Genomic DNA, 20,082 nt, shown 5'->3' on the forward strand with positions numbered 1-20,082 from the left:
GTGTCGGCGGTGACCTCCTGGGCGAGAATGATGGCATCCGCCACCTCCTTGAGGGGTTTGCGCTTGTCCATGCTCAGCTTCTGGATCTTGCGGAAGGCGGCAGCCTCGGTCATGCCGAAGGATTCCATGAGGATGCCCTTGGCCTTCTCCACCATCTTGCGCGTCTCGAGCGTTTCCTTGAGACTGCCCACTTCCTTCTCGAGGGTCGTGAGCTCCTCGGCGCGGGCGAGGACCACCTCGATGGTGGGGAGCAGGTCGTGCTCCTTGACCGGTTTGACCAGGAAGCCGAAGACTCCGAGCCCCACCGCCCTCTCCACCAGCTCGGGCTGGCTGTAGGCGGTGAGCATGATGGTGGGAATACGACGGTTGTGGTTGATCCGGCTGATGGCTTCGAGCCCGTCCATCTTCGGCATCTTGATGTCCATCAGGATGAGGTCGGGCGTGAGTTTCTCGGCCAGGTCGACGGCCATCTGTCCGTCCGAGGCCTCGCCCACGATCTCGTGGCCTTGCTCCTTGAGCATCTCGCGCATGTCGAGGCGGATGATGGATTCGTCGTCCACCAGCAGGATGCGCAGCTTCTTCTTGTCCATGTTGGCTTAGCCCCTTTCTGAGACGGGGATGGAGACCGTGACGGTGGTACCCTGCGCGGAGCTCTCGATCGTGATGTCGCCGCGAAGGTCCTGCTGGGCAAGGGTGTAGATGATTTCCCAGCCGAGATTGGCGTCCTTCTGTGGATCGAAATCAGCGGGCAGGCCGATCCCGTCGTCGTGAAGGACGATGTGGAGCATGTCGGCCTCGGCCAGGGTGACCGTCAGTTCGACGCGGCCCTGGGAGCGGCCGGTGAAGGCATGCTTGAAGGTGTTTTGCAGCAGCTCGTTGATGATGAGCGCCACCGAGGTGGCCTTGGCGGAAGTGAGGGTGACGGAAGAAGAGGGCGCCATCACCCGGGCATCGATCTGCTTTTCGGGCGGGATCATGCTCTGGAGGGACGCAGAGAGGAGGTTGTAGGCGAGCTCCTTGATGTCCACCATCTCGACGTCCTCGTGCGAGAGGTACTCGTGGACCAGGGCGATGCTCGAGATACGGTCGATGCAGTCGCTGAGAATGCTCTTGACCTCGGTGTTTCGGCTCCGGCGCTGCTGCAGCCGAAGGAGCGCCGCAACCGTCTGGAGGTTGTTCTTCACCCGGTGGTGGACCTCCCGGATGATGGTCTCCTTGATGGCGAGCTCGCGGTCCTTCTCCTTGATCTCGCTGATGTCGCGAAGGAGCAGGATGGAGGCCACCTTCTCGTCGGCCGGCTCCAGGGGAAGGGTCCGAACGCTGACGGCCATCCGCGGGGTCAAGAGCTCCGTCTCCTCGTAGATGGCGCTCGTCGTGACGACGCGCTTCTCACGGTTGGCGAGGAAGGTCTCTTCCCAGGAGAGCCCCTCGAGGAGCTCTGGCAGGCCCATCCGGCGCGCCAGGTTGCCGGCTGAGTGGCTCGAATGGACGATCTGCCCGGTCTGATTGAGCAGGAGCAGGGCATCGCCCGGCTGAATCGCAGGGAGCGTCAGCTCGCTGGCGCGCGACTTCGCGAGCAGGGTCTGCACCGTGCGCGAGATGGCCGTGCGGTAGAGTTCTCGCTTCTCCTCGGAATGCTTGACCTGGTCGTACAGGTTGCGCTCGACCACCAGGATGGCGCAGATCTCCTTGCCTGCGCGCATGGGATAGATGACCTGACTCATCGGCTGACCGTTGATGACCTTGCCCGTGGCACCTTCGGTGATCTCGCCGCTTCGCAGGGCCGCAAACAGGGGGGGCGCGGCCTCCGACTCGACAACCTGCCCGAGCAGAGAGCGCGTGTAGAAGGATTCGCGCACGGTGGGCTTGGCCTCGGCCACGACGACCAGGCGCTGTTCGGTGGTCGGGACGTAGATCAACAGGTCCGCCGGGATCATGTCCGCCAGGAAGGGTAGCTGGCGGCCCATGGCTGCGATCCAGCGCCGGTGGCCCTCGTTGGGGACGAGGTCCACCAGGTGGGGGGCGTTGGCCGCCGGCGGAACCGTGTTGATTGCCATGCTAACCCCGGGTGATGCGGGCGAAACGCCGCTTGCCCACCTGGATGACGAGGCCCTCGGCGGGAATGGCGACGGTGGCCTGCGGGTCACCGACGACGGTTGCCTCGTCACTTTGGTGCAGCTTGACGCCCCCCTGCTGGATGAGGCGCCGGGCTTCGCTGGTGGAGGCGACGAGCTTGGCGCCGCTCAGGAGGGGCAGGATGCCGGCCGGAGCGTTTGCTTCGAGGCCCAGCGAGGAGAGCGTCACCTCGGGCATGTCCTCGGGGATCTGGCGCTGCTGGAACTGGCGGACGAAGGCCTCTTCTGCGCGCGCGCCCTCCTCGGCGCCGTGGTAGCGCGTGACGATGGCGCGCGCGAGGCGCATCTTGGCGTCGCGCGGGTGCAGGGTGCCCCCCTCGAGGCCGGCGAGCGTCTCTTCGATCTCGCCGAGCGGCAGGCAGGATGCGAGCCGGTAGTAGTTTTCGAGCAGGGCGTCGGGAACCGACATGACCTTGCCGTACATGTCCTCGGGGGCGTCCGTGAGGCCGATGTAGTTGTTCAGGGACTTGGACATCTTCTGGACGCCGTCGGTGCCCTCCAGGATGGGATAGAGCATGACGATCTGGGCGCTCTGCCCGGCGCTCTCCTGGAGGTGCCGGCCCATGAGGTTGTTGAACTTTTGGTCGGTCCCGCCCATCTCGATGTCGGCTTCGATCGCCACCGAGTCGTGGCCCTGCAGGAGGGGGTACATGAACTCGTGCAGGCCGATGGGGTCGTTGCGCTCGTAGCGCTTGGCGAAGTTCTCGCGGGCGAGCATCTGGGCCACGGTCGTCTGGGCCGTGAGCTTGAGGCAGTCGATCATGCTCAGCTTGCCGAGCCACTCGGAGTTGTAGCGCACCTCGGTCCGGGACAGATCGAGCACGAGCCCGAGCTGCTCGAGGTAGGTCTTGGCGTTGTGGGCGACCTCGTCGGCGGAGAGCGGAGGCCGGGTGGCCTCCTTGCCGGTGGGGTCCCCGATGGTTGCGGTGAAGTCGCCGATGATGATGACCACCTGGTGGCCCCTGTCCTGGAACCGGCGCAGCGCGTTGAGGACCACGGCATGGCCGATGTGGAGGTCGGGCTTGGTGGGATCGAAGCCGAGCTTGACGCGCAGGGGCTTGCCGGCGCGCTCCTTGAGCTTGGCCTCCAGTCCCCCGTGGGGGAGCACCTCGGCGGCACCTTGGGTCAGGTGGGCGATCTCGGGAGCGGGGGTGGTCTGCGCGGTCAAGGGGATGTCTCCATTTGTCTTCGTTTAAACAAAACTTATCACTCTTCTTTAGATTATAGCGATCGCCTTCTGCCCGTGTAAAGCCGCGGTTCGAATCCCCGAACGGCGTGCGGCGCCAGGCTTTCGATCGCCGAGTGAAGCCTCGCTCGCTTCGGCACCTAGCTTCGTTAGATAGCTGCCGCGCAGATGCCCCGCAGACGGCCTTTGTCCTGGGGCTCCAATGGTGCTAGAATGTTGGTCACTTGCTAACAGCGGTCACTAGCGACAAGTCAGGTAAACCACGCTTGCTTGCGAGGTGACGTCCTCGCAGGAGCGTTGAAAATTTTACCCATGGGCTGAACCATGGAACATACCGAACGCAAGGAAAGGATTTGCGATTATGATGGCTGAGAAGGTCGTTCCCTCGAAACCCTACTTCCCCGGTCTTGAAGGGGTCGTGGTGGCGATTTCGCAGATTACCTCGATCAACGGGACCGAGGGCAAGCTCATGTACCGCGGGTACAACATCCACGAGCTGGCCGAGCACTCGACCTACGAAGAGGTCGTGTACCTGTTGTTCAACGGTGAGCTGCCGACCGATGCCCAGCTGTCGGCGCTCAAGCAGCAGCTCGTGGCCGAGCGCGCGCTTCCCGCGCAGGTGCTCGACGTCCTGCGCCTGATGCCCAAGGACGCCAACCCCATGGCCGCCCTGCGCACCGCCGTCTCGGCGCTCGCCTTCTTCGACGCCGAGGCCGAGGAGATGTCGGTCGAGGCCAACCAGCGCAAGGCCTTCCGCCTGACCGCCCAGGTCGCCACCATCGTGGCCGCCTTCGATCGCATCCGCAAGGGCAAGGAAGTCCTCGCCCCCCGTGCGGACCTCAGCCACGCCGCCAACTTCCTCTACATGCTCAACGGCGAGGTTCCCAACGAGGTCAATGCCCGCGCCATGGACGTGGCCCTCATCCTCCACGCCGACCACGAGATGAACGCCTCGTCGTTCGCCGCGCGCGTCACCGCCTCGACCCTCTCGGACTTCTACTCGGCGATCACCTCGGCGGTGGGCACCCTCAAGGGCCCCCTGCACGGCGGCGCCAACAGCGAAGTCATGAAGATGCTGCTCGCCATCGGCGACGAGGACAAGGCCGAGGAGTACGTCAAGACGGGGCTTGCCAACAAGCAGCGCTTCATGGGCTTCGGCCACCGCGTCTACAAGACCATGGACCCCCGCGCCACGGTGCTGCGCAAGGTCTCGAAGCAGCTGGGCGAGCGCGCCGGCGACCTGAAGTGGTTCAACATGTCCGAGACCGTCGAGCGTCTGGTCAAGGCCGAGAAGGGCCTCGATCCGAACGTCGACTTCTTCTCGGCGTCGGCCTACTACATGATGGGCATCGACATGGACCTCTACACCCCGATCTTCGCGGTCAGCCGCATCGCGGGCTGGTCGGCCAACGTGCTCGAGCAGTACGCCAACAATCGCCTTATGCGCCCCGACACCGACTACACCGGTGCCAGCGAGCGCAAGTACGTCTCGATGGACAAGCGCTAGTCAGAGCGTCTCAAGGGGGGGGTGGGCATTTGCCCGCCCCCCCTTGTCGTTCACGGGACCAGCCCGGGCCCCGAGAGCAGCGTGTCGTCGCCGGCCGCGCCGAGGGCGTCGTTGAGGATGACCAGGCCGCGAAGTTGCTCGGTGAGCAGGTCGTACTTCCAGACCCTGAAATCATGGCCGACCCGGGTCTCGAAGATCAGGCCCTGCCCGTCCGGGCAGAAGATCGGGTCGAGAATCCGGACCGGAAACGCCCCGGAACCGACGCTCGCCCCCAGGTTGGGGTAGGGAACCGCGTCGAGCATGCCGCTGAGGCGATCGAGCACCAGCAGCCGCGTGTCGGTGGAGCCTGGCAACAACTGCGCGTCGACGGGGCGACGGTTGAGGCTGAACGCCACCCAGCGGCCGTCGAAGCTGATCGCGACGTGCCCGATCCGATCGCTGGCGCCCGCCAGGGCCTCGCCGCTCAGCGGCAGGAGCTCTGAGAGGTGCGGCAGGAGCACGTCGTAGAGGTAAAGTCGCCCGTCGATGTTGGCGACCACCCAGCGGCCGTCCCCCGAGAGGTCGAAGTCCTGGATCACCGCGCCGAGGGCGTCGCCTTCGGCTGCGATCTTGCCGAGCTCGCGGGCCTTGGTCGCGAAGATGGGGTCGCTCGGCTTGAGGACGATGATCCCGCGCTGGTTGATGTAGGCGACGAACTTCCCATCGGCGGTGAGGGTGGCACGGGGCCCCCCGCGGTCGGGTGGGCGGCCGTCGGTCGCCGCAACGATGCGGACTTCGTTGACCAGGTCGTAGACGAAGATCGCGGTGCCGAAGGTGAACACGATCCTGTCCTTGGCGAAGGCATAGGGATTGAGCTGCTCGAGGGCGTCGCAGTCCAGGGGGGAGTCGACCTCCTTGACCAGCGGTCCCAGCCCGGCCAGGGCGCCGCTGAGGATCCAGACGTCGCCGAGGACCGCGTCCCACAGCAGGAGACTCCCTGTCGATCGTCCGGGTCGCTCGCGGCAGGCGGTGAAGGCGATGTAGCGGCAGTCGGCGTTCCAGCGATCGGCAGGGGGGGCGGCCGTGACGGGCGAGCTGCCCCCCTTCGCAAGGAGGGCGTCGGGCGGTGTGGTGGGCCCGCCACCACACGCGGCCAGCGATGCCAGCAACAGGCAGATGGCGGCGCCTCGGATGGTAGGCATGGGGTGAACCTCGTACGCATGCCGGCATGCTTGAAGCTTATCCCCCGAACCCCTGTTTGTCCCCTTTCATCCTGGACGACTTCCTTCGCCCTCTCGCCCTCTCACGGCGGAAACGCCGCAGGGGCGGCCTGCTGGCCGCCCCTGCGAAGGTGGGATCGAGCGTTTAGCCGAGCAGGTGCTTGACCCCGTCGCGCTCCTCGTTGAGCTCCTGGAGGGTGGCGTCCATGCGCTCCTTGCTGAAGCCGTCGATCTCGAGACCCAGGACGATCTTGTAGTCGCCGTTCTCGCAGGTGCAGGGGAAGCCGTAGACGATGCCTTCGGGGATGCCGTAGCTGCCGTCCGAGGGCACGCCCATGGTCACCCACGCGCCGTTGCTGCCGAGGACCCAGTCGCGGACGTGGTCGATGGCGGCGTTGGCGGCAGAGGCCGCCGACGACAGGCCACGGGCCTCGATGATGGCGGCGCCGCGCTTGGCGACGGTGGGGATGAAGGTGTCCTTGTTCCAGGCGTCGTCGTTGATCAGGGCCTTGACGCCCTGGCCGTCGATCGTGGCGAAGCGGTAGTCGGGGTACTGGGTCGCCGAGTGGTTGCCCCAGACGACCATCTTCTCGAAGCCGAGCACGGGCTTGCCGGTCTTGCTCGCGAGCTGCGAGAGGGCGCGGTTGTGGTCGAGGCGAAGCATGGCCGTGAAGTTGCGGGGGTTGAGGTCGGGGGCGCTCTTCATGGCGATGTAGGCGTTGGTGTTGGCGGGGTTGCCCACGACCAGGACCTTGACGTCACGCTTGGCGACCTTGTTGAGGGCCTTGCCCTGGGTGGTGAAGATGGCGGCGTTGGCCTCGAGCAGGTCCTTGCGCTCCATGCCCTTGCCCCGGGGACGGGCGCCGACCAGAAGGGCGATGTCGGCGTCCTTGAAAGCCACCTCGGGATCGTCGGTGCCGACCGTGCCAGCGAGGAGGGGGAAGGCGCAGTCCTCGAGCTCCATCATCACGCCCTTGAGGGCGGCCTGGGCCTGGGGCAGGTCGAGCAGCTGGAGGATGACCGGCTGATCCTTGCCCAGCATCTCGCCGCTGGCGATGCGGAACAGGAGGCTGTAGCCGATCTGGCCGGCGGCACCGGTGACGGCTACGCGAACGGGGGCTTTCATCGTCGAAATTCTCCTTATGGTGGTGCGATCAGAGCAAACGTCACTCGCGTTGAGCTGCGAACTCCCGTCGTTGCCGCGGTCGGTTTAGGCCACGGTAAACGCTCTGGCTGCCCTGTGGGACTGACCGCTGGTCCAGGCGCAAAGTGCGCTCAAGCAAGCTTTTCCGACTGAGTGTAGCACGTCGGCAAAGCTTTTCGCCATTCGAGAGCTGACGCCCTCGGCCTACTTGCTGGGGCGGGTCGCGGCGCGCCAGAGCTGGTACAGGGCCCAGATGGCCCCCGCCGAGAGGACGCCCGCGTCGTGGCGGCGCAGAGGCGGACGAACGGCCTGGTACAGGGCGTAGACCATGGGCGCCAGTCGGCGGTGGACCATGCGCGAGGCGGCGGATCCCTGCATGTACAGGCGCAGGGGGTGGGTCGGCGTCCTGCGCTTCAGGGGCTCGGCCGCAAGCAGCCTGCCGTGGATCATGTCCTTGAGGACGTGGTAGGCCGGCTTGAGCGCACCCGTGACATCAATCAGGCCGAAATGATTCTCGATGCCGATGACCTCGGCATGGCTGCCGTCCATCAGGTGCCCCGGCACGGCGTCGTAGAGCTCGTAGACGTTGGCGAGGTTCAGCTTGTTGTGGGGCCAGCGCTCGGGCGCCAGGCGCTCCGCCAGGTGGGGCAGGGCCTGGGCGTACCAGTCACGCATGGTCTCCGGGCTGTGGTCCTCGGGGAAAAAACGCACCCGCACCGGGCGCTTGATGAGATCCACGTTGGGGCAGCTGGAGTACCCGAACTCGCCCACGAGCGCCGTCTTGCCGTACCACGTCGAGCGCGGGTCGTTGACCTTGCGTGCCAGCACGTCGATCGGGTCCCAGTGCAGGGGCCCGGATCCCGGGACCCAAGTGTCGGGGTAGTGGTCCAGCGCGATCGCATCCACGCAGTCCCCCGCCTGCTCCATGAACTGGTCGGTGAAGTGCTCCCATTCGGTCCAGCCCGGATACGAGACGGGGGTGTACTCCGAGACGTTGGAGATGACGTTGTAGATGAGGAAGGCATCCTCGCCCAGCTCCTGGCGGGCGATCCGGAACAGGGGGACCAGCGCCTGCCAGCGCACCCCCACCGGCAGGGTGACGCGCCAGGAGGCCAGCGAGAACGTCTTGACCTCGAAGAGGTTGAAGTCGTCCTTGAGGTGGGAGACGAAGTTGTTGGGCTCGTTCCAGACCTGCCAGATGCCCACCAGGTCGCCGAACTCGCGGGCGCAGAGGCGGCAGTACTGCCGCCACGCCACGAGGAAGCCGTCGAGGTCCCGATCGGCCAGCTCGCACGCCCAGGCGGGAGGGTTGTACAGGATGGCGTAGATCGAGCGGCCGGACTGGACGAGGGCCTTCAAGTAGTGACGGTACCAGGCCACCACCTCGAGGCGCACGCGCCCCGGCTCGGGCTCCAGGTGGGCCCAGAGCAGGTCCATGCGGACGTAGCTCGCTCCCAAATCGCTCAGGTGCTCGACGGCGCGATCCCCGCTGCGGTGCAGCTCGTCGAGCGAAAAGTCGGGCGAGAGACGGGAGGGGTTCACGTTGATGGCCCATTGCAGGGGGGTGGTCATGCGGGGCCCTCCGGATCGTGTCCCTAGTATTGATCTTTTTCCCGCCGACTCCAAGAACAAACCCGAGAAGCGGCAATCGTGGGGCATTCGCGGTATAATGCTTCCCGACGAGGTGCTGATTGGTGCAGCTTTCCGACCGAATCCAGGAGTTGCTTTCGCATTTGCCGACCAACCCGGGCGTCTACCTCATGCAAGACGCCGCCGGGGCGATCCTGTACGTGGGCAAGGCGGTCAACCTGAGGAGCAGGGTCCGGTCCTACTTCCGGGAGGACAAGGGCCACTCGCCCAAGGTCCGCGCCCTGGTGCGCGTGATCGACCGCTTCGAGACCATCTCGACCACCACCGAGGTCGAGGCCCTGGTGCTCGAGAACACCCTGATCAAGCGGCATCAGCCCTACTTCAACATCCTGCTCAAGGACGACAAGACCTACCCCTGGCTCAAGCTGACCCTCAACGAGCCCTATCCCCGCCTCGTCGTCACCCGCAAGCGCCTCAACGACGGCGCCCGCTACTTCGGGCCCTATCCGGACGCCGGGGCCATGTACGCGACCCTGCGCCTCATCAAGCAGCTCTTTCCCCTCAGGCAGCGCCCTACCCCCCAGTTCCGCGACAGGCCCTGCCTCAACTACGCCATCGGTCGCTGCCTGGGCCCGTGCCAGGGGATGGTCTCGGTCGACGCGTACCGGGCCATGGTGGACAAGGTCCTCTTCTTCCTCGAGGGCCGCCACAAGGAGCTGCTGCGCGACCTGAGGGCCCAGATGAGTGAGGCGTCCGAGGCGCTAGACTTCGAGCGTGCGGCCAAGGCGCGCGATGCGATCGCGGCCATCACGAGCCTCCTCGAGGAGCAGAAGGTTGAAGCCAGCCGCGAGACCGACCAGGACGTGGTCGCGATCGCCTGCGACGAGATCTCGGCCAGCATCCAGCTCTTCGAGGTGCGCGAGGGCAAGGTGATCGGCCGCCGCGCCTTCATCCTCGAGCGCGCCGACTCCGAGCCGGCCGAGGTGCTCGGGGCCTTCCTCGGCCAGTATTACGACGCCTCGGCGCTCGCGCGGGTGCCCAAGGAGGTCGTCCTGCCCGAGGCCGTTCCGGAGCAGGAGGTGCTCGCGGCCTTCCTGGCCGAGAGGCGTGGAAGCAAGGTGGCACTTTTGGTGCCGCAGCGCGGCGACAAGTTGAAGCTCATGGAGCTGGTGGCCTATAATGCCCAACAGGCACTCGAGCAGGAGCGCCTGAGGCGCTGGGCTGCGCTCGAGAAGGGACCCCACAAGGCCCTGCGCGAGCTGGCCGACGCCCTGGGCCTCGCCGAGGTCCCGCACCGGATCGAGGGCTACGACATCGCCCACGTTCAGGGGTCGGACACGGTCGCATCCATGGTGGTCTTCGAGGGGGGAGTGCCGGCCAAGGCCGCGTACCGTCGCTTCAAGATCAAGACCGTCGAGGGCATCGACGACTTCGCCTCCATGCACGAGGTAGTCAAGCGCCGCTTCAGGCACGTGAGCGAGGGGGCGGATCCCGAGGGCCGGTGGAGCATGCCCGATCTGGTCTTGATCGACGGCGGCAAGGGGCAACTCGGCGCTGCTGTCGCCGCCCTGGATCGCCTGGGGGTGGAGGTGCCCATCTTCGGTCTGGCCAAGCAGTTCGAGGAGATCTACCTGCCCGGGCGCAAGGACCCGATCCGGCTCGGCGAGAACTCGGCGGCCCTGCACCTGATCCAGCGGGTTCGCGACGAGGCTCACCGCTTCGCCAACACCTTCCACGGCAAGCTGCGCGCCAAGCGCATGACGCGGTCGGTGCTGGACGAGGTGCCGGGCATCGGCGAGAAGCGCAAGGTCCATTTACTCAAGGCCATCGGGTCGGTGGACGCCATGCGCGCCCTGAGCGTCGACGAGCTCGCCTCGCGAGGCGCATTGCCCCACCGGGTGGCCGAAACACTGTACTCCCGCCTGCATTCGCCTGCAGGGAACTCGTAACGGAGCATTCGCCGGTTGTCATCACCCGACTCTTTCAAGCTGATCGCCTGCGCGCTGGTGGCCACGACGCTCCTCTCGCTGGGGAGCTCGCCCGTGGCCGCCGCCCGCCAGGCCGACCCGATCAAGAGCCACCAGGACCGCCTGCAAATGATCAACCAGCGGCTGGAGGCCACGCGCCAGCGGGTCAAGACCCTCCGGCGCCAGGAGCACAAGACGGTCGATCAGCTCACCGACCTTCAGCAGAAGCTGGAGCGCACCAGCGTCCAGCTCGAGGACTCGGAGTTCCGCCTCGATCGCGCCCAGCAGCAGCTAGAAGCGACCAAGGCCGCGCTCTCCAGGGCCAAGACCCGTTTCGCCCGCGAGCAGGTGCTCGCACGCAGCCGCCTGCGGGCCATTTACAAGCACCGGCAGGCCGATTACTGGGAGGCCCTGCTGACCGCACCGGATCTGGCCACCTTCACGACCCGCTATCAGTACTTCAAGCACATCTCCCAGACCGACGCCGAGCTGCTGAATCGCCTCGACAACCGCCTGGACGATATCACCGTCCAGAAGAAGCGCTACGGGGCGACGGTGCAGACCATCGCCACCGTCACCGACAACATCAAGCAGCAGAAGGACGAGATCCAGGACAACACCCAAGAGACCGCCGAACTGCTCGAGCGCATCCGCAGCCAGCGGGCCGAGGCCGAGGCCGCGATCGCCCAGCTGGAGCGCGACAGCCAGCAGATCGAGGCCATGATCCGCCGCATGATGGCCGCCCGCCGGCGCATGCCGCGCCTGGGCACCGGTCGCTTCGCTCGGCCCGTCGACTCGCCGGTCGGCAGCGGCTTCGGGATGCGCTATCACCCGATCCTCCACGTCAACCGCCCCCACCGGGGCCTGGATTTCAGCGCGCCTTCCGGCACCCCGATCCGGGCGGCGAATCGCGGCGTGGTAATATGGAGCGGGTGGTTCGGCGCCTTCGGCAAGCTCGTCATCATCGACCACGGGGGCGATCTCACCACCCTCTACGCCCACACCAGCCGCATCGTCGTCTCGAAGGGGGACGCGGTCGCGCGCGGGCAGCTCATCGCCTACAGCGGCTCCACGGGCCTCTCGACCGGGCCTCACCTGCACTTCGAGATCCGCCACAACGGCACGCCCGTCGATCCGTTAGGTTATCTGCGATAGAGCGTCTGACAAAACTGTTCCTGCTCCATGAGCCGCGGGCGCTCGAGCCGCCAGCGGCGGCCAAAGGTCAAAACATGCCTGGTTTTGTCGGATGCTCTTAGGGGTACACTGAAACCCGAGTCGACCCCGGGTCTTGCTTGGAAGGATGTCAGATGAAGCGCAACTTCGGTAACGTCATGGTGGTCATGGGCCTGATGGCGGCCTCCTTCGGGATCGGCATGGGCGTTCACCCCCTCAAGGTTGCGGCCGAGACGCGCTCCTTCTCGACCTTCCTCCAGGTCTACGACCTGGTCAAGAGCGAGTTCATCGACGGCAAGGTCCAGGAGAACAAGCTCGAGTACGGCGCCATCCGCGGCCTGCTCGACAGCCTCGACGATCCCTACACCCGGTTCATGGAGCCCAAGGTCTTCAAGTCCATGCAGGACGAGCGCCACGGCTCGTTCTTCGGGATCGGCATCCAGATCGGCATGAACAAGGACAAGCAGCTCTCGGTCGTCGCGCCCATCGAGGACACCCCGGCGGCCAAGGCCGGCCTCAAGAGCGGGGACCACATCGTCGAGATCGACGGCAAGACCACCAAGGCCATGGCCATCGAGGAGGCCGTCTCCCACATCCGCGGCAACAAGGGCACCAAGGTCATCCTCAAGATCCAGCGCGCCGCCCAGAAGCCCTTCGAGGTCGCCATCATCCGCGACTCGATCGCGACCAAGGCCGTCAAGACCAAGGAGCTCGATGGCAACATCGGCTACATCCGCCTCTCGACCTTCATGAACGAGAACGCCGACCAGGACATGCGCCTGGCCCTGGACAAGTTCAAGGGCAAGAGCGCGCTGGTGCTCGACCTGCGCGGCAACCCGGGCGGCCTGTTGCCCAACGCCGTCAGCATCGGGTCCATGTTCATCGACAAGGGCGTCCCGGTCGTCCAGATCGTGGACCGCGAGGGCAACCGCGAGACCCTCGACTCGACGGGCCGCCTGGCCATTCCCAAGAACAAGCCGGTGGTGGTGCTGGTCGACGGCGGCTCGGCCTCGGCCTCCGAGATCCTCTCGGGCGCGCTCCAGGACACCCACCGCGCGACGCTCGTCGGCACCAAGACCTTCGGCAAGGGCCTCGTCCAGACCGTCCACGCCCTGGACGGCGGGTCGGGAGTGGCGATCACCACCAACAAGTACCTGACGTCGGGCGGGAACGACATCAACAAGAAGGGGATCGTCCCCGACGTGGTGGTCGAGTTCCCGGCGATCGCGACCACCTCGGCCGACCCCGAGGACATGCCCACCCTGGACGACCTGATCAAGAACGGCAAGGATGTTCAGCTCAACAAGGGCATCGCGATCCTCAAGGAGAAGCTCGCGAAGAACTAGTCCGCTCAACGCGAAAGGGGGGATGGCCGAGGCCGTCCCCCCTTTCGCGTTGGCGCCTCAGTGCGAAGGCGCGGCGCTGCGGGTCGCGGGCGTCTCGCCCCGCAGCTGGTACAGGCGCCCGGCCTTGGCGTCCACGACGAACGGTGAGCCGTCGGGTGCCAGGGCGATCGCCCCCGGTGCGTCGAGGGGGGCGCGCTTGGCGTCGGCGGCCTCGTCAGAGCGGCCGGCCTTGCCGTTGCCCGCCACGGTCCGGATGGGGCCCCCGGGCCGGATCCAGCGGATACGGTGGTTGCCCGTGTCCGAGACGAGCAGGTCGCCGGTGCTCAGTACCACCACGCCGGAGGGCGAGGCCAGCTGGCTCTGGGCGGCGGGGCCGTCGTCACCGGCGAACCCCTCCTGCCCGTTGCCGGCCACGGTGGTGATCGCTCCGTCGGGTGCGATCTTGCGGATGGCATGGTTGCTGGTGTCGGCCACGTACAGGCTTCCGTCCGCGCCCACGTCGAGCGCCAGAGGGGAGTGCAGGGCGGCGTCCTTGGCGGGGCCCGCGTCGCCCTCGAACCTGGCGAGGCCGTTGCCCGCCACGGTGGTGATGCGGCCGTCGGTGTCCACCTTGCGGATGCGGTGGTGGCCCGTGTCGGCGATGTAGAGAGCGCCCTTGGCATCGGCCCTGACGTCGCTGGGGGCGTCGAGCTGGGCGCTGATGGCGAGCCCCCCGTCCCCGATGGGGAAGAGGGCGGTGCCGGTGCCCGCGAAGGGCTCGGGGGCACCGCCTTCGAGCATGCGGTAGATCCGGTTGGTGGGCGGATCGGCGATGAAGGTCGAGCCGGCTGCGAGGGCCAGGCCGGCTGGCCCCTTGAGGGCCTGCCCCACCGGTGCGATGACCCGCAGCTGCCCTTCGGGGCCGAGCACCGTCAGGCCTTCGAGGGTGGCGAGCAAGAACCCGTCGGGTCCGATCGCGAGGCCGCGCGGGGCCGAAAGGTCCCCCATGACGGTCGAGAGCGCGTAGCGTGGCGCCTGATCCGCCTCGGAAGGCGGTGGAGCCTGCTTGCATGCGGCGACGGACGCGCCGAGCGCGAGCGCGGCGGCCAGGGCGAAGGGCTGATGGCGCATGGCGAATTTTCCCCTTACGGCAGGACGGAGCGCAGAGCCGCTCCATTATGAAGCCCCTCTATTCTAGCGAACGTTTGCTCGTTTGGACGAGGCCCCGAGCGAACATAACCCGACTGCGGAGCGCGCAAGGCTCGACCTGATGCCGACGACAGCCGGATGATGTGATAAGATATCGCCTGGACTTGGGAAATGGAGGAAACACATGGAACCGATCAATCTCGGCATCGATCTCGGCCGCTCGGAGACGCGCCTGTTCGACGGCGAGCACCTCTTCGTGATCCCCACCCTGATCGGCGGCCCCGTGGCGACCATCCGGCGTGGCACGGCCCGGATCGCGGACGAGGCCCTCGAGGGCCACCTGTCGGTCAAGATCGGCTCCCACGAGTACTCGCTCGGCCGCCATGCGCAGGAGCAGCCTTTCCTCTTCCCGGTCAACGACGTGGACCTCTTCGCCGACGACCTCAACCTGGCCCTGGTGCTCGGCGTGCTCGGCCTCTACGTGCGCCGCATGGGGATCGAGGGCGTCCCCCCCCTCAAGCTCTGCCTCGGCCTGCCCGTGGCCCTCACCCGCCGCGCCGCCTACACCGAGGCCCGCCTGGCGGAGTGGACCAAGACGCACCACTTCGAGTTCTGCGGCGAGCCCATGACCCTCGACATCGTCCAGGTCGACTACATCCCCCAGCCGGTCGGTGCCGTCTACGCGGCCATTCTGGCGGGCCAGCTCGACTACACCCCCACCGAGAACATCGGCGTCATCGACCCCGGCCACCTCTCGACCGACTGGGTGGTCGTTCGCCTGCCCAACGAGCTCACCTCCTACTCGGGCCAGAGCACGGCGGCCGCGGGCTTCCGCCTGACCGAGGCGGTGAGCACCCACCTGTCCGAGCAGGGCGTGACGCGCCTCGACCCCCTCGCCATCATGGAGTCGCTGACGACCGGTGAGTACGTGGACAACGGCGAGACGATCACGGTCCGCGACGAGGTCACCTCGGCGCTGGTCGAGCGCATGGCCCAGCAGATCGCGCTGACGGTCAAGCAGAGCTGGCGCGACCTCTCCATCGATCGCATGATCCTGGTCGGCGGCTTCGGGCGCCTGCTGTATCCCCACCTGACCCAGAACTCGTACTTCCGCGACCTGCAGATGGGGCAGGACTTCCGCTATTACAACGTTCGAGGAACCTACGAGTACGGCATGGCCACCCCCCTGCGCTCGGACGAGGTCATCGCCCAGGCGAGCGCCAAGGTCGCCAAGGCCAAGAAGGCTCCCGAGCCCTTCGCGGAGCCCTTCGCCGAGGTGGAGGCCTAGCCGCCGATGCTGGGGGCATTTCAGGCCCAGCTCCAGCGCCTGCTGCGGCAGTCGGATGATCCGCTGGGTCTCATCACGCCGGACCAGCTCAAGGCCGTGCTCAAGTCGATCGAGGGCAAGTACAACACCCTTCGCGACGAGAACAAGCGCCTCAAGGCCCAGGTCTCGGAGCTGCGCGAGGGCAACGACCATCTCGAGCAGCGGCTCCATGCCCAGAGCGTGGAGTTGGATCGCGAGCGCACGGCTCCTCGCCCCGACCCCGAGGAGCTGCAGCGTCAGCGCGCCGAGTTCGCGCTGGTCCAGCAGGCCTCCGAGGCCCTGCGCGAGCAGCTCGCATCGTCCGAGGAAGCGATCGCGCGCCTCGAATCGGAGCTTCGCGCGAGCGAGGAGGGCACCGAGGCGGCGCGCGCCGAGCTGCTCGCAGCCCACGCGACCGCAGACACGCTGCGAAACGAGCTCGCCAAGTCCCAGGCCGCGTGCGACGCCTGGCGGCTGGAGCTGCACGAGGTCCGCAACGACTCCGCGCGCCTGATGGACGAGACGGGCGAGGCCACCCTGCGCCTCGAGGCCGCCGAGGACGAGCTCAAGGAGGTCCGAGAGGAGCTCGCGACGGCGCGCGAGGCCCTCGCCGATCGCGATCGCGAGCTCGCCGCCTTCCGCAAGACCACCATCAGCCCCCTCGAGCACGAGACCCTGGGGCAGGAGCGCGACGCCCTCAAGCAGCGCCTTGCTGCCGTCGAGACGCGTCTCAGGCAGGAAGAAGCCGCCCGCGACGCCCTGCGCGGCGAGCTGGACAACTCGCGCCACCACACTCAAGTTATCGCCGCCACGACCGATATCAAGATCCAGGAGCGGATCGCGTCCTTGGATCAGGAGAAGGTGACGTTGCGCAACCAGCTCGAATCCGCCCACGCCGAGACCGATCGCCTTCGCAAGGAGCTGCACGGCGCAGTCCAGTCGGCTTTCAAGCCCTCGGCCGCGCCAAAGGCCGTCCCCAAGTCCCATGCTCCCAAGCCGGCGAATGCCGAGGAGCGACGCAAGCTCCTGGCTCAGCTGATCAACGGCCAGAACCCCTAGCCCGAGGCCATGCCTGATGACCCCTGACGGCCTGCAAGCGATCTTCTCGCGCATCCAGGAGCTGCGGCAGACCTTCGGGGTTGCCCGCTCCGCGGCTTCTCCTGCTCCCGAGGGCGGGGGCTTCGCGGCGGCGCTCGATGCTGCGGCCGCAGGCGCTGCCGCGCCGGCTCGCTCGGTCGATCCGGCGCTGGTCAGGGCCGTGATCCAGGCCGAGTCGGGCGGCGATCCTCACGCCGTCTCGCCGGCGGGTGCCCGAGGCCTCATGCAGCTGATGCCCGCGACTGCTCGGTCGCTCGGGGTGGATCCCGACGATCCGCAGCAGAACGTGGCGGGGGGCACCCGCTACCTTCGCCAGATGCTCGATCGCTTCGACTCGGTGCCCGAGGCCCTCGCCGCCTACAACGCCGGCCCCGGCGCGGTCGAGAAGCATGGCGGCATCCCCCCCTACGCCGAGACCCGGCACTACGTCGAGCGGGTCATGGACCTGTACCGCAAGAACCAGGAGGGCAAGCGTTGATCCGAGGCATCTACACGTCGGCGGCCGGCATGAGCGCCGAGATGGCGCGCCAGGAAGTCCTCGCCAACAACCTGGCGAACGTCAACACCAGCGGCTTCAAGCAGGACATGGCGGTGTTCCGCACCCGCCTCGACAAGACCGTTTACCGGGTCGAGGCGCAGGGTGGGGCCCGGGCGGGAGCGCCTGCCATCCAGAAGATGGGGGACCTGTCCTCGGGGGTCTACCTGGACGAGGTGGCGACCCGCTACGGCCAGGGCAACCTGCTTCAGACCGACGAGCCCCTCGATCTCGCCCTGTCCGGCGAGGGCTTCTTCGTGGTCCAGCCCGAGAGCGGCGAGGAGCTCCTCTCGCGCGGCGGGTCGCTCAAGCGCGACGCCGAGGGCTTTCTGGCCGACGACAGCGGTCGGCGGGTCCTGGGAGAGGGCGGCCCCATCCGCCTCGCCGCGAAGGGCAAGGTCCAGGTCGATCAGAGCGGGGTCATCACGCAGGGGCAGGCTGCCTTGGGCAAGCTGCGCCTGGTGAAGGTGGAGCGCCCCGACCAGAGCGTCGAGAAGCGCGGCGAGACCGCCTGGCGCCTGAAGGATCCCTCGGCGGTCGTCGGTGGGGCGCGCCCCGAGGTGCTCCAGGGCTACCTCGAGGCCTCCAACGTCAACCCCGTTCGCGAGATGGTCGAGATGATCACCGTGCAGCGCGCCTACGAGGCGAGCCAGCGGATGATTTCCGCCCAGGACGAGACCCTGGGTAAAGCCGTGAACGATCTCGGCCGAGGATAAGAGTAGTCAGCAACAGCCCGGGGATTTCCCCATCGAGAAAGGACGTCCAGGATGCTCGGTTCCCTCTGGTCCGCCGCATCGGGCATGAAGGCCCAGCAGGTCAACATCGACGTGACCTCCAACAACCTCGCCAACGTGAACACCCCTGGCTTCAAGAAGGCCCGCGCGGAGTTCCAGGACCTCATGTACCGTACGGCGTCCGAGGCGGGAGCCCCCGTCAACAACGGCACTCGGACCCCCATCGGTTCCCAGATCGGCATGGGAGTGCGCGCCGTGGGCGTCGCGCGCTCGTTCGCGCAGGGCGACTTTCTCCAGACCGAGAACCCCTACGACATGACCATCGAGGGCGAAGGCTTCTTCCAGGTCCAGATGGGCGACGGCACTGTCGCCTACACCCGTGACGGCGGCTTCAAGGTCGACTCCAACGGCACGCTCGTGACCTCGGAGGGCTTCATCGTCCAGCCCAACATCTCGGTGCCGCAGGGCGCGCGCCAGGTGACGGTGACCCCCGAGGGGGTCGTGACCGCCATGATCGGCGAACAGGCCCAGAACCTGGGCCAGATCCAGCTCGTTCGCTTCGTCAACCCGGCGGGTCTCACCGCCCAGGGCCGCAACCTCTTCAAGCCGACCGAGGCCTCGGGGGACCCCCAGACCTTCGCCCCCGGCGAGGCGGGCGCCGGCACGCGGGTCATGCAGGGCGCGCTCGAGAACTCGAACGTGAAGGTGGTCGAGGAGATGGTCAACCTGATCGTGGCGCAGCGCGCCTACGAGGCCAACTCCAAGTCGATCTCGACCGCCGACGAGATGCTCGGCCAGGCCAACAACCTCAAGCGCTAGAATCAGTGAGGGTGAGCCGTGACGTTCGATCCACGCGTTGATCTCAGGTCCCTGCCCCAGGACAGGGGGCTCACGGCGGAGCAGAAGAAGATCAAGGCCGCGGCCCGCGAGTTCGAGGCGGTCATGATCCACCAGATGCTCAAGACCATGCGCAGCACCGTCAAGCCGGGCGACCCGGAAGGGGGCTCGGCGATGGCGACCTACCGCGACATGATGGACGAGCAGATGGCGCGGAGCATGGCCCACGGCCGAGGGATCGGTCTTGCCGACGTGATCGCGCGGCAGATGATGGGGCTGGACAAGCGCTCGCCCGACAAGCCCTGAGTGTTTCGCCACCCTCGCGACCGGGAACAACCACCTGGGTTGTTCGTTTGATCCTAAAGGAGCCTTCCCGATGCCGCTCTCCAATTGTCCTCGCTGCAAGAAGCTGTTCAACAAGGTCGCTGCCAACATCTGCGATGCCTGCCGGCACCGCGACGAGGTCGACTTCGAGCTCTGCTACCGTTTCCTGCGCGACAACCCCAACTCGACGGTCGCCGCGATCGCGGATGCGACCGGGGTCGAGCAGCGGCAGATCATGGACTTCTACCGCACCGGGCGCCTGATCGCCGGCGAGGCGGGCTACCCGTGCGAGCGCTGCGGCGGACCGACGCACCGGGGCTCGTACTGCGCCAAGTGCACCGAGTCCCTGCGCTCGGGTTTTGCGCCCGGCACGCCGGCCCGTCGGGAGGAGTCGCCCCGGTCCCTCGACGACGAAGGGGGCGGGCGCGCCAAGCGCGACTTCTCGCACCAGCTGCGCATCGACCGCCGCTGACCCCCTGCGTTCAAGGTCCCGCCTCTCGCGAAGAGGCGGGACCTTTTTCCTAAAGTTCCGCGGATTTCGGCCGATATTCAGAGCTAGAAGCCTCCCATTCGATGGATCGACAAGAGGACCCCCCATGAAGATTTCGTCCGAACAAATCCAGCAGATGCTCCAGGCCCGCGCCGTCAAGGGTGCCGGCAAGGTCCAGAAGGCGGCGCCGGTGGATCCGGTGGCCAAGGCCGACGGCGCGGCGCTCTCCGTCGCGGGCCAGGACATCACCAAGGCCCTGTCGCTGATTTCCAAGACCTCGGACGTGCGCGCCGAGAAGGTGGCCGCGCTCAAGGAGCGCGTCGCCGCCGGCACCTACGACGTGGCGGGACGCGACATCGTCGGCTCGCTTTTCGATCGCTAGC

Annotated in this window: 19 protein-coding genes; 12 read left to right on the top strand and 7 right to left on the bottom strand. The window is 66.9% G+C overall.

Annotated features, from left to right (window positions below):
• The 3 genes from V6D00_13025 to tyrS all read right to left on the bottom strand — a co-directional run.
• Nucleotides 1-590, bottom strand: a 590-nt coding sequence (locus tag V6D00_13025; protein ID HEY9900096.1) for a response regulator, incomplete at its 3' end; no start/stop codon positions are given.
• Between the two features lie 6 nt (nt 591-596).
• Complete coding sequence (locus V6D00_13030) at nt 597-2,057, bottom strand: histidine kinase N-terminal domain-containing protein (protein HEY9900097.1); 1,461 nt, start codon at nt 2,055-2,057, stop codon at nt 597-599.
• A 1-nt stretch (nt 2,058) separates the two neighbouring features.
• Nucleotides 2,059-3,303 carry a tyrosine--tRNA ligase gene (gene tyrS, locus V6D00_13035; GenBank protein ID HEY9900098.1) on the bottom strand — a complete coding sequence of 415 codons (1,245 nt, stop codon included), beginning with the start codon at nt 3,301-3,303 and terminating at the stop codon, nt 2,059-2,061.
• 382 nt (nt 3,304-3,685) lie between these two features.
• Here tyrS and V6D00_13040 point away from each other — a divergent pair, with 382 nt between their 5' ends.
• A complete protein-coding gene (locus tag V6D00_13040; GenBank protein HEY9900099.1) occupies nt 3,686-4,828 on the top strand; it encodes a citrate synthase in 1,143 nt (380 codons plus the stop codon).
• Between the two features lie 50 nt (nt 4,829-4,878).
• Here V6D00_13040 and V6D00_13045 read toward each other — a convergent pair whose 3' ends face one another.
• From V6D00_13045 to V6D00_13055, 3 genes are all read right to left on the bottom strand, one after another.
• The gene (locus V6D00_13045) at nt 4,879-6,009 is read right to left on the bottom strand and encodes a hypothetical protein (GenBank protein HEY9900100.1); all 1,131 of its coding nucleotides are present in this window, start codon (nt 6,007-6,009) and stop codon (nt 4,879-4,881) included.
• A gap of 163 nt (nt 6,010-6,172) precedes the next feature.
• Nucleotides 6,173-7,153: a malate dehydrogenase gene (locus V6D00_13050; GenBank protein ID HEY9900101.1), complete on the bottom strand. Its 981-nt coding sequence runs from the start codon at nt 7,151-7,153 to the stop codon at nt 6,173-6,175.
• Nucleotides 7,154-7,375: 222 nt separating this feature from the next.
• A complete protein-coding gene (locus V6D00_13055) occupies nt 7,376-8,743 on the bottom strand; it encodes a hypothetical protein (protein HEY9900102.1) in 1,368 nt (455 codons plus the stop codon).
• A 122-nt stretch (nt 8,744-8,865) separates the two neighbouring features.
• Between V6D00_13055 and uvrC the strand changes: the two genes are divergently transcribed.
• The 3 genes from uvrC to V6D00_13070 all read left to right on the top strand — a co-directional run bounded on the left by uvrC (nt 8,866) and on the right by V6D00_13070 (nt 13,247).
• Nucleotides 8,866-10,710, top strand: a complete 1,845-nt coding sequence (gene uvrC / locus V6D00_13060; GenBank protein ID HEY9900103.1) for an excinuclease ABC subunit UvrC — start codon at nt 8,866-8,868, stop codon at nt 10,708-10,710.
• 15 nt (nt 10,711-10,725) lie between these two features.
• Nucleotides 10,726-11,883 (top strand): peptidoglycan DD-metalloendopeptidase family protein, encoded by a 1,158-nt coding sequence (locus V6D00_13065; protein HEY9900104.1) that lies wholly within the window; start codon nt 10,726-10,728, stop codon nt 11,881-11,883.
• 152 nt (nt 11,884-12,035) lie between these two features.
• Nucleotides 12,036-13,247 (top strand): S41 family peptidase, encoded by a 1,212-nt coding sequence (locus tag V6D00_13070; GenBank protein ID HEY9900105.1) that lies wholly within the window; start codon nt 12,036-12,038, stop codon nt 13,245-13,247.
• A gap of 57 nt (nt 13,248-13,304) precedes the next feature.
• Here V6D00_13070 and V6D00_13075 read toward each other — a convergent pair whose 3' ends face one another.
• The gene (locus tag V6D00_13075) at nt 13,305-14,357 is read right to left on the bottom strand and encodes a hypothetical protein (protein HEY9900106.1); all 1,053 of its coding nucleotides are present in this window, start codon (nt 14,355-14,357) and stop codon (nt 13,305-13,307) included.
• 202 nt (nt 14,358-14,559) lie between these two features.
• On the opposite strand from V6D00_13075, the gene V6D00_13080 reads away from it, so the two are divergent.
• The 8 genes from V6D00_13080 (at nt 14,560) to V6D00_13115 (ending at nt 20,081) form a co-directional block, all read left to right on the top strand.
• Nucleotides 14,560-15,663 (top strand): ParM/StbA family protein, encoded by a 1,104-nt coding sequence (locus tag V6D00_13080; GenBank protein HEY9900107.1) that lies wholly within the window; start codon nt 14,560-14,562, stop codon nt 15,661-15,663.
• A gap of 6 nt (nt 15,664-15,669) precedes the next feature.
• Nucleotides 15,670-16,740 carry a hypothetical protein gene (locus V6D00_13085; GenBank protein ID HEY9900108.1) on the top strand — a complete coding sequence of 357 codons (1,071 nt, stop codon included), beginning with the start codon at nt 15,670-15,672 and terminating at the stop codon, nt 16,738-16,740.
• 16 nt (nt 16,741-16,756) lie between these two features.
• Nucleotides 16,757-17,257, top strand: coding sequence for a lytic transglycosylase domain-containing protein (locus tag V6D00_13090; protein HEY9900109.1), 501 nt, complete (start codon nt 16,757-16,759; stop codon nt 17,255-17,257).
• A complete protein-coding gene (gene flgF, locus V6D00_13095) occupies nt 17,254-18,030 on the top strand; it encodes a flagellar basal-body rod protein FlgF (GenBank protein HEY9900110.1) in 777 nt (258 codons plus the stop codon). Before V6D00_13090 ends, flgF begins: the two co-directional genes overlap by 4 nt.
• A 51-nt stretch (nt 18,031-18,081) precedes the next feature.
• Nucleotides 18,082-18,867: a flagellar basal-body rod protein FlgG gene (gene flgG / locus V6D00_13100; GenBank protein ID HEY9900111.1), complete on the top strand. Its 786-nt coding sequence runs from the start codon at nt 18,082-18,084 to the stop codon at nt 18,865-18,867.
• A gap of 18 nt (nt 18,868-18,885) precedes the next feature.
• Nucleotides 18,886-19,191 carry a rod-binding protein gene (locus V6D00_13105; GenBank protein ID HEY9900112.1) on the top strand — a complete coding sequence of 102 codons (306 nt, stop codon included), beginning with the start codon at nt 18,886-18,888 and terminating at the stop codon, nt 19,189-19,191.
• A 70-nt stretch (nt 19,192-19,261) separates the two neighbouring features.
• Entirely contained in the window at nt 19,262-19,681 is a 420-nt protein-coding gene (locus tag V6D00_13110; GenBank protein HEY9900113.1) for a hypothetical protein, read from the top strand.
• A 124-nt stretch (nt 19,682-19,805) separates the two neighbouring features.
• A complete protein-coding gene (locus V6D00_13115) occupies nt 19,806-20,081 on the top strand; it encodes a flagellar biosynthesis anti-sigma factor FlgM (protein HEY9900114.1) in 276 nt (91 codons plus the stop codon).
• Nucleotide 20,082 lies beyond the last annotated feature (1 nt).

Source organism: Pantanalinema sp. (assembly GCA_036704125.1).
GTDB lineage: Bacteria > Cyanobacteriota > Sericytochromatia > S15B-MN24 > UBA4093 > JAGIBK01.

Coding starts and splice junctions, on each gene's coding strand:
- V6D00_13030 (HEY9900097.1), bottom strand. CDS start 2,057: ATGGCAATCAACACGGTTCCGCCGGCGGCCAACGCCCCCCACCTGGTG.
- V6D00_13040 (HEY9900099.1), top strand. CDS start 3,686: ATGGCTGAGAAGGTCGTTCCCTCGAAACCCTACTTCCCCGGTCTTGAA.
- V6D00_13045 (HEY9900100.1), bottom strand. CDS start 6,009: ATGCCTACCATCCGAGGCGCCGCCATCTGCCTGTTGCTGGCATCGCTG.
- V6D00_13050 (HEY9900101.1), bottom strand. CDS start 7,153: ATGAAAGCCCCCGTTCGCGTAGCCGTCACCGGTGCCGCCGGCCAGATC.
- V6D00_13055 (HEY9900102.1), bottom strand. CDS start 8,743: ATGACCACCCCCCTGCAATGGGCCATCAACGTGAACCCCTCCCGTCTC.
- V6D00_13070 (HEY9900105.1), top strand. CDS start 12,036: ATGAAGCGCAACTTCGGTAACGTCATGGTGGTCATGGGCCTGATGGCG.
- V6D00_13075 (HEY9900106.1), bottom strand. CDS start 14,357: ATGCGCCATCAGCCCTTCGCCCTGGCCGCCGCGCTCGCGCTCGGCGCG.
- V6D00_13080 (HEY9900107.1), top strand. CDS start 14,560: ATGGAACCGATCAATCTCGGCATCGATCTCGGCCGCTCGGAGACGCGC.
- V6D00_13085 (HEY9900108.1), top strand. CDS start 15,670: ATGCTGGGGGCATTTCAGGCCCAGCTCCAGCGCCTGCTGCGGCAGTCG.
- V6D00_13090 (HEY9900109.1), top strand. CDS start 16,757: ATGACCCCTGACGGCCTGCAAGCGATCTTCTCGCGCATCCAGGAGCTG.
- flgG (HEY9900111.1), top strand. CDS start 18,082: ATGCTCGGTTCCCTCTGGTCCGCCGCATCGGGCATGAAGGCCCAGCAG.
- V6D00_13110 (HEY9900113.1), top strand. CDS start 19,262: ATGCCGCTCTCCAATTGTCCTCGCTGCAAGAAGCTGTTCAACAAGGTC.
- V6D00_13115 (HEY9900114.1), top strand. CDS start 19,806: ATGAAGATTTCGTCCGAACAAATCCAGCAGATGCTCCAGGCCCGCGCC.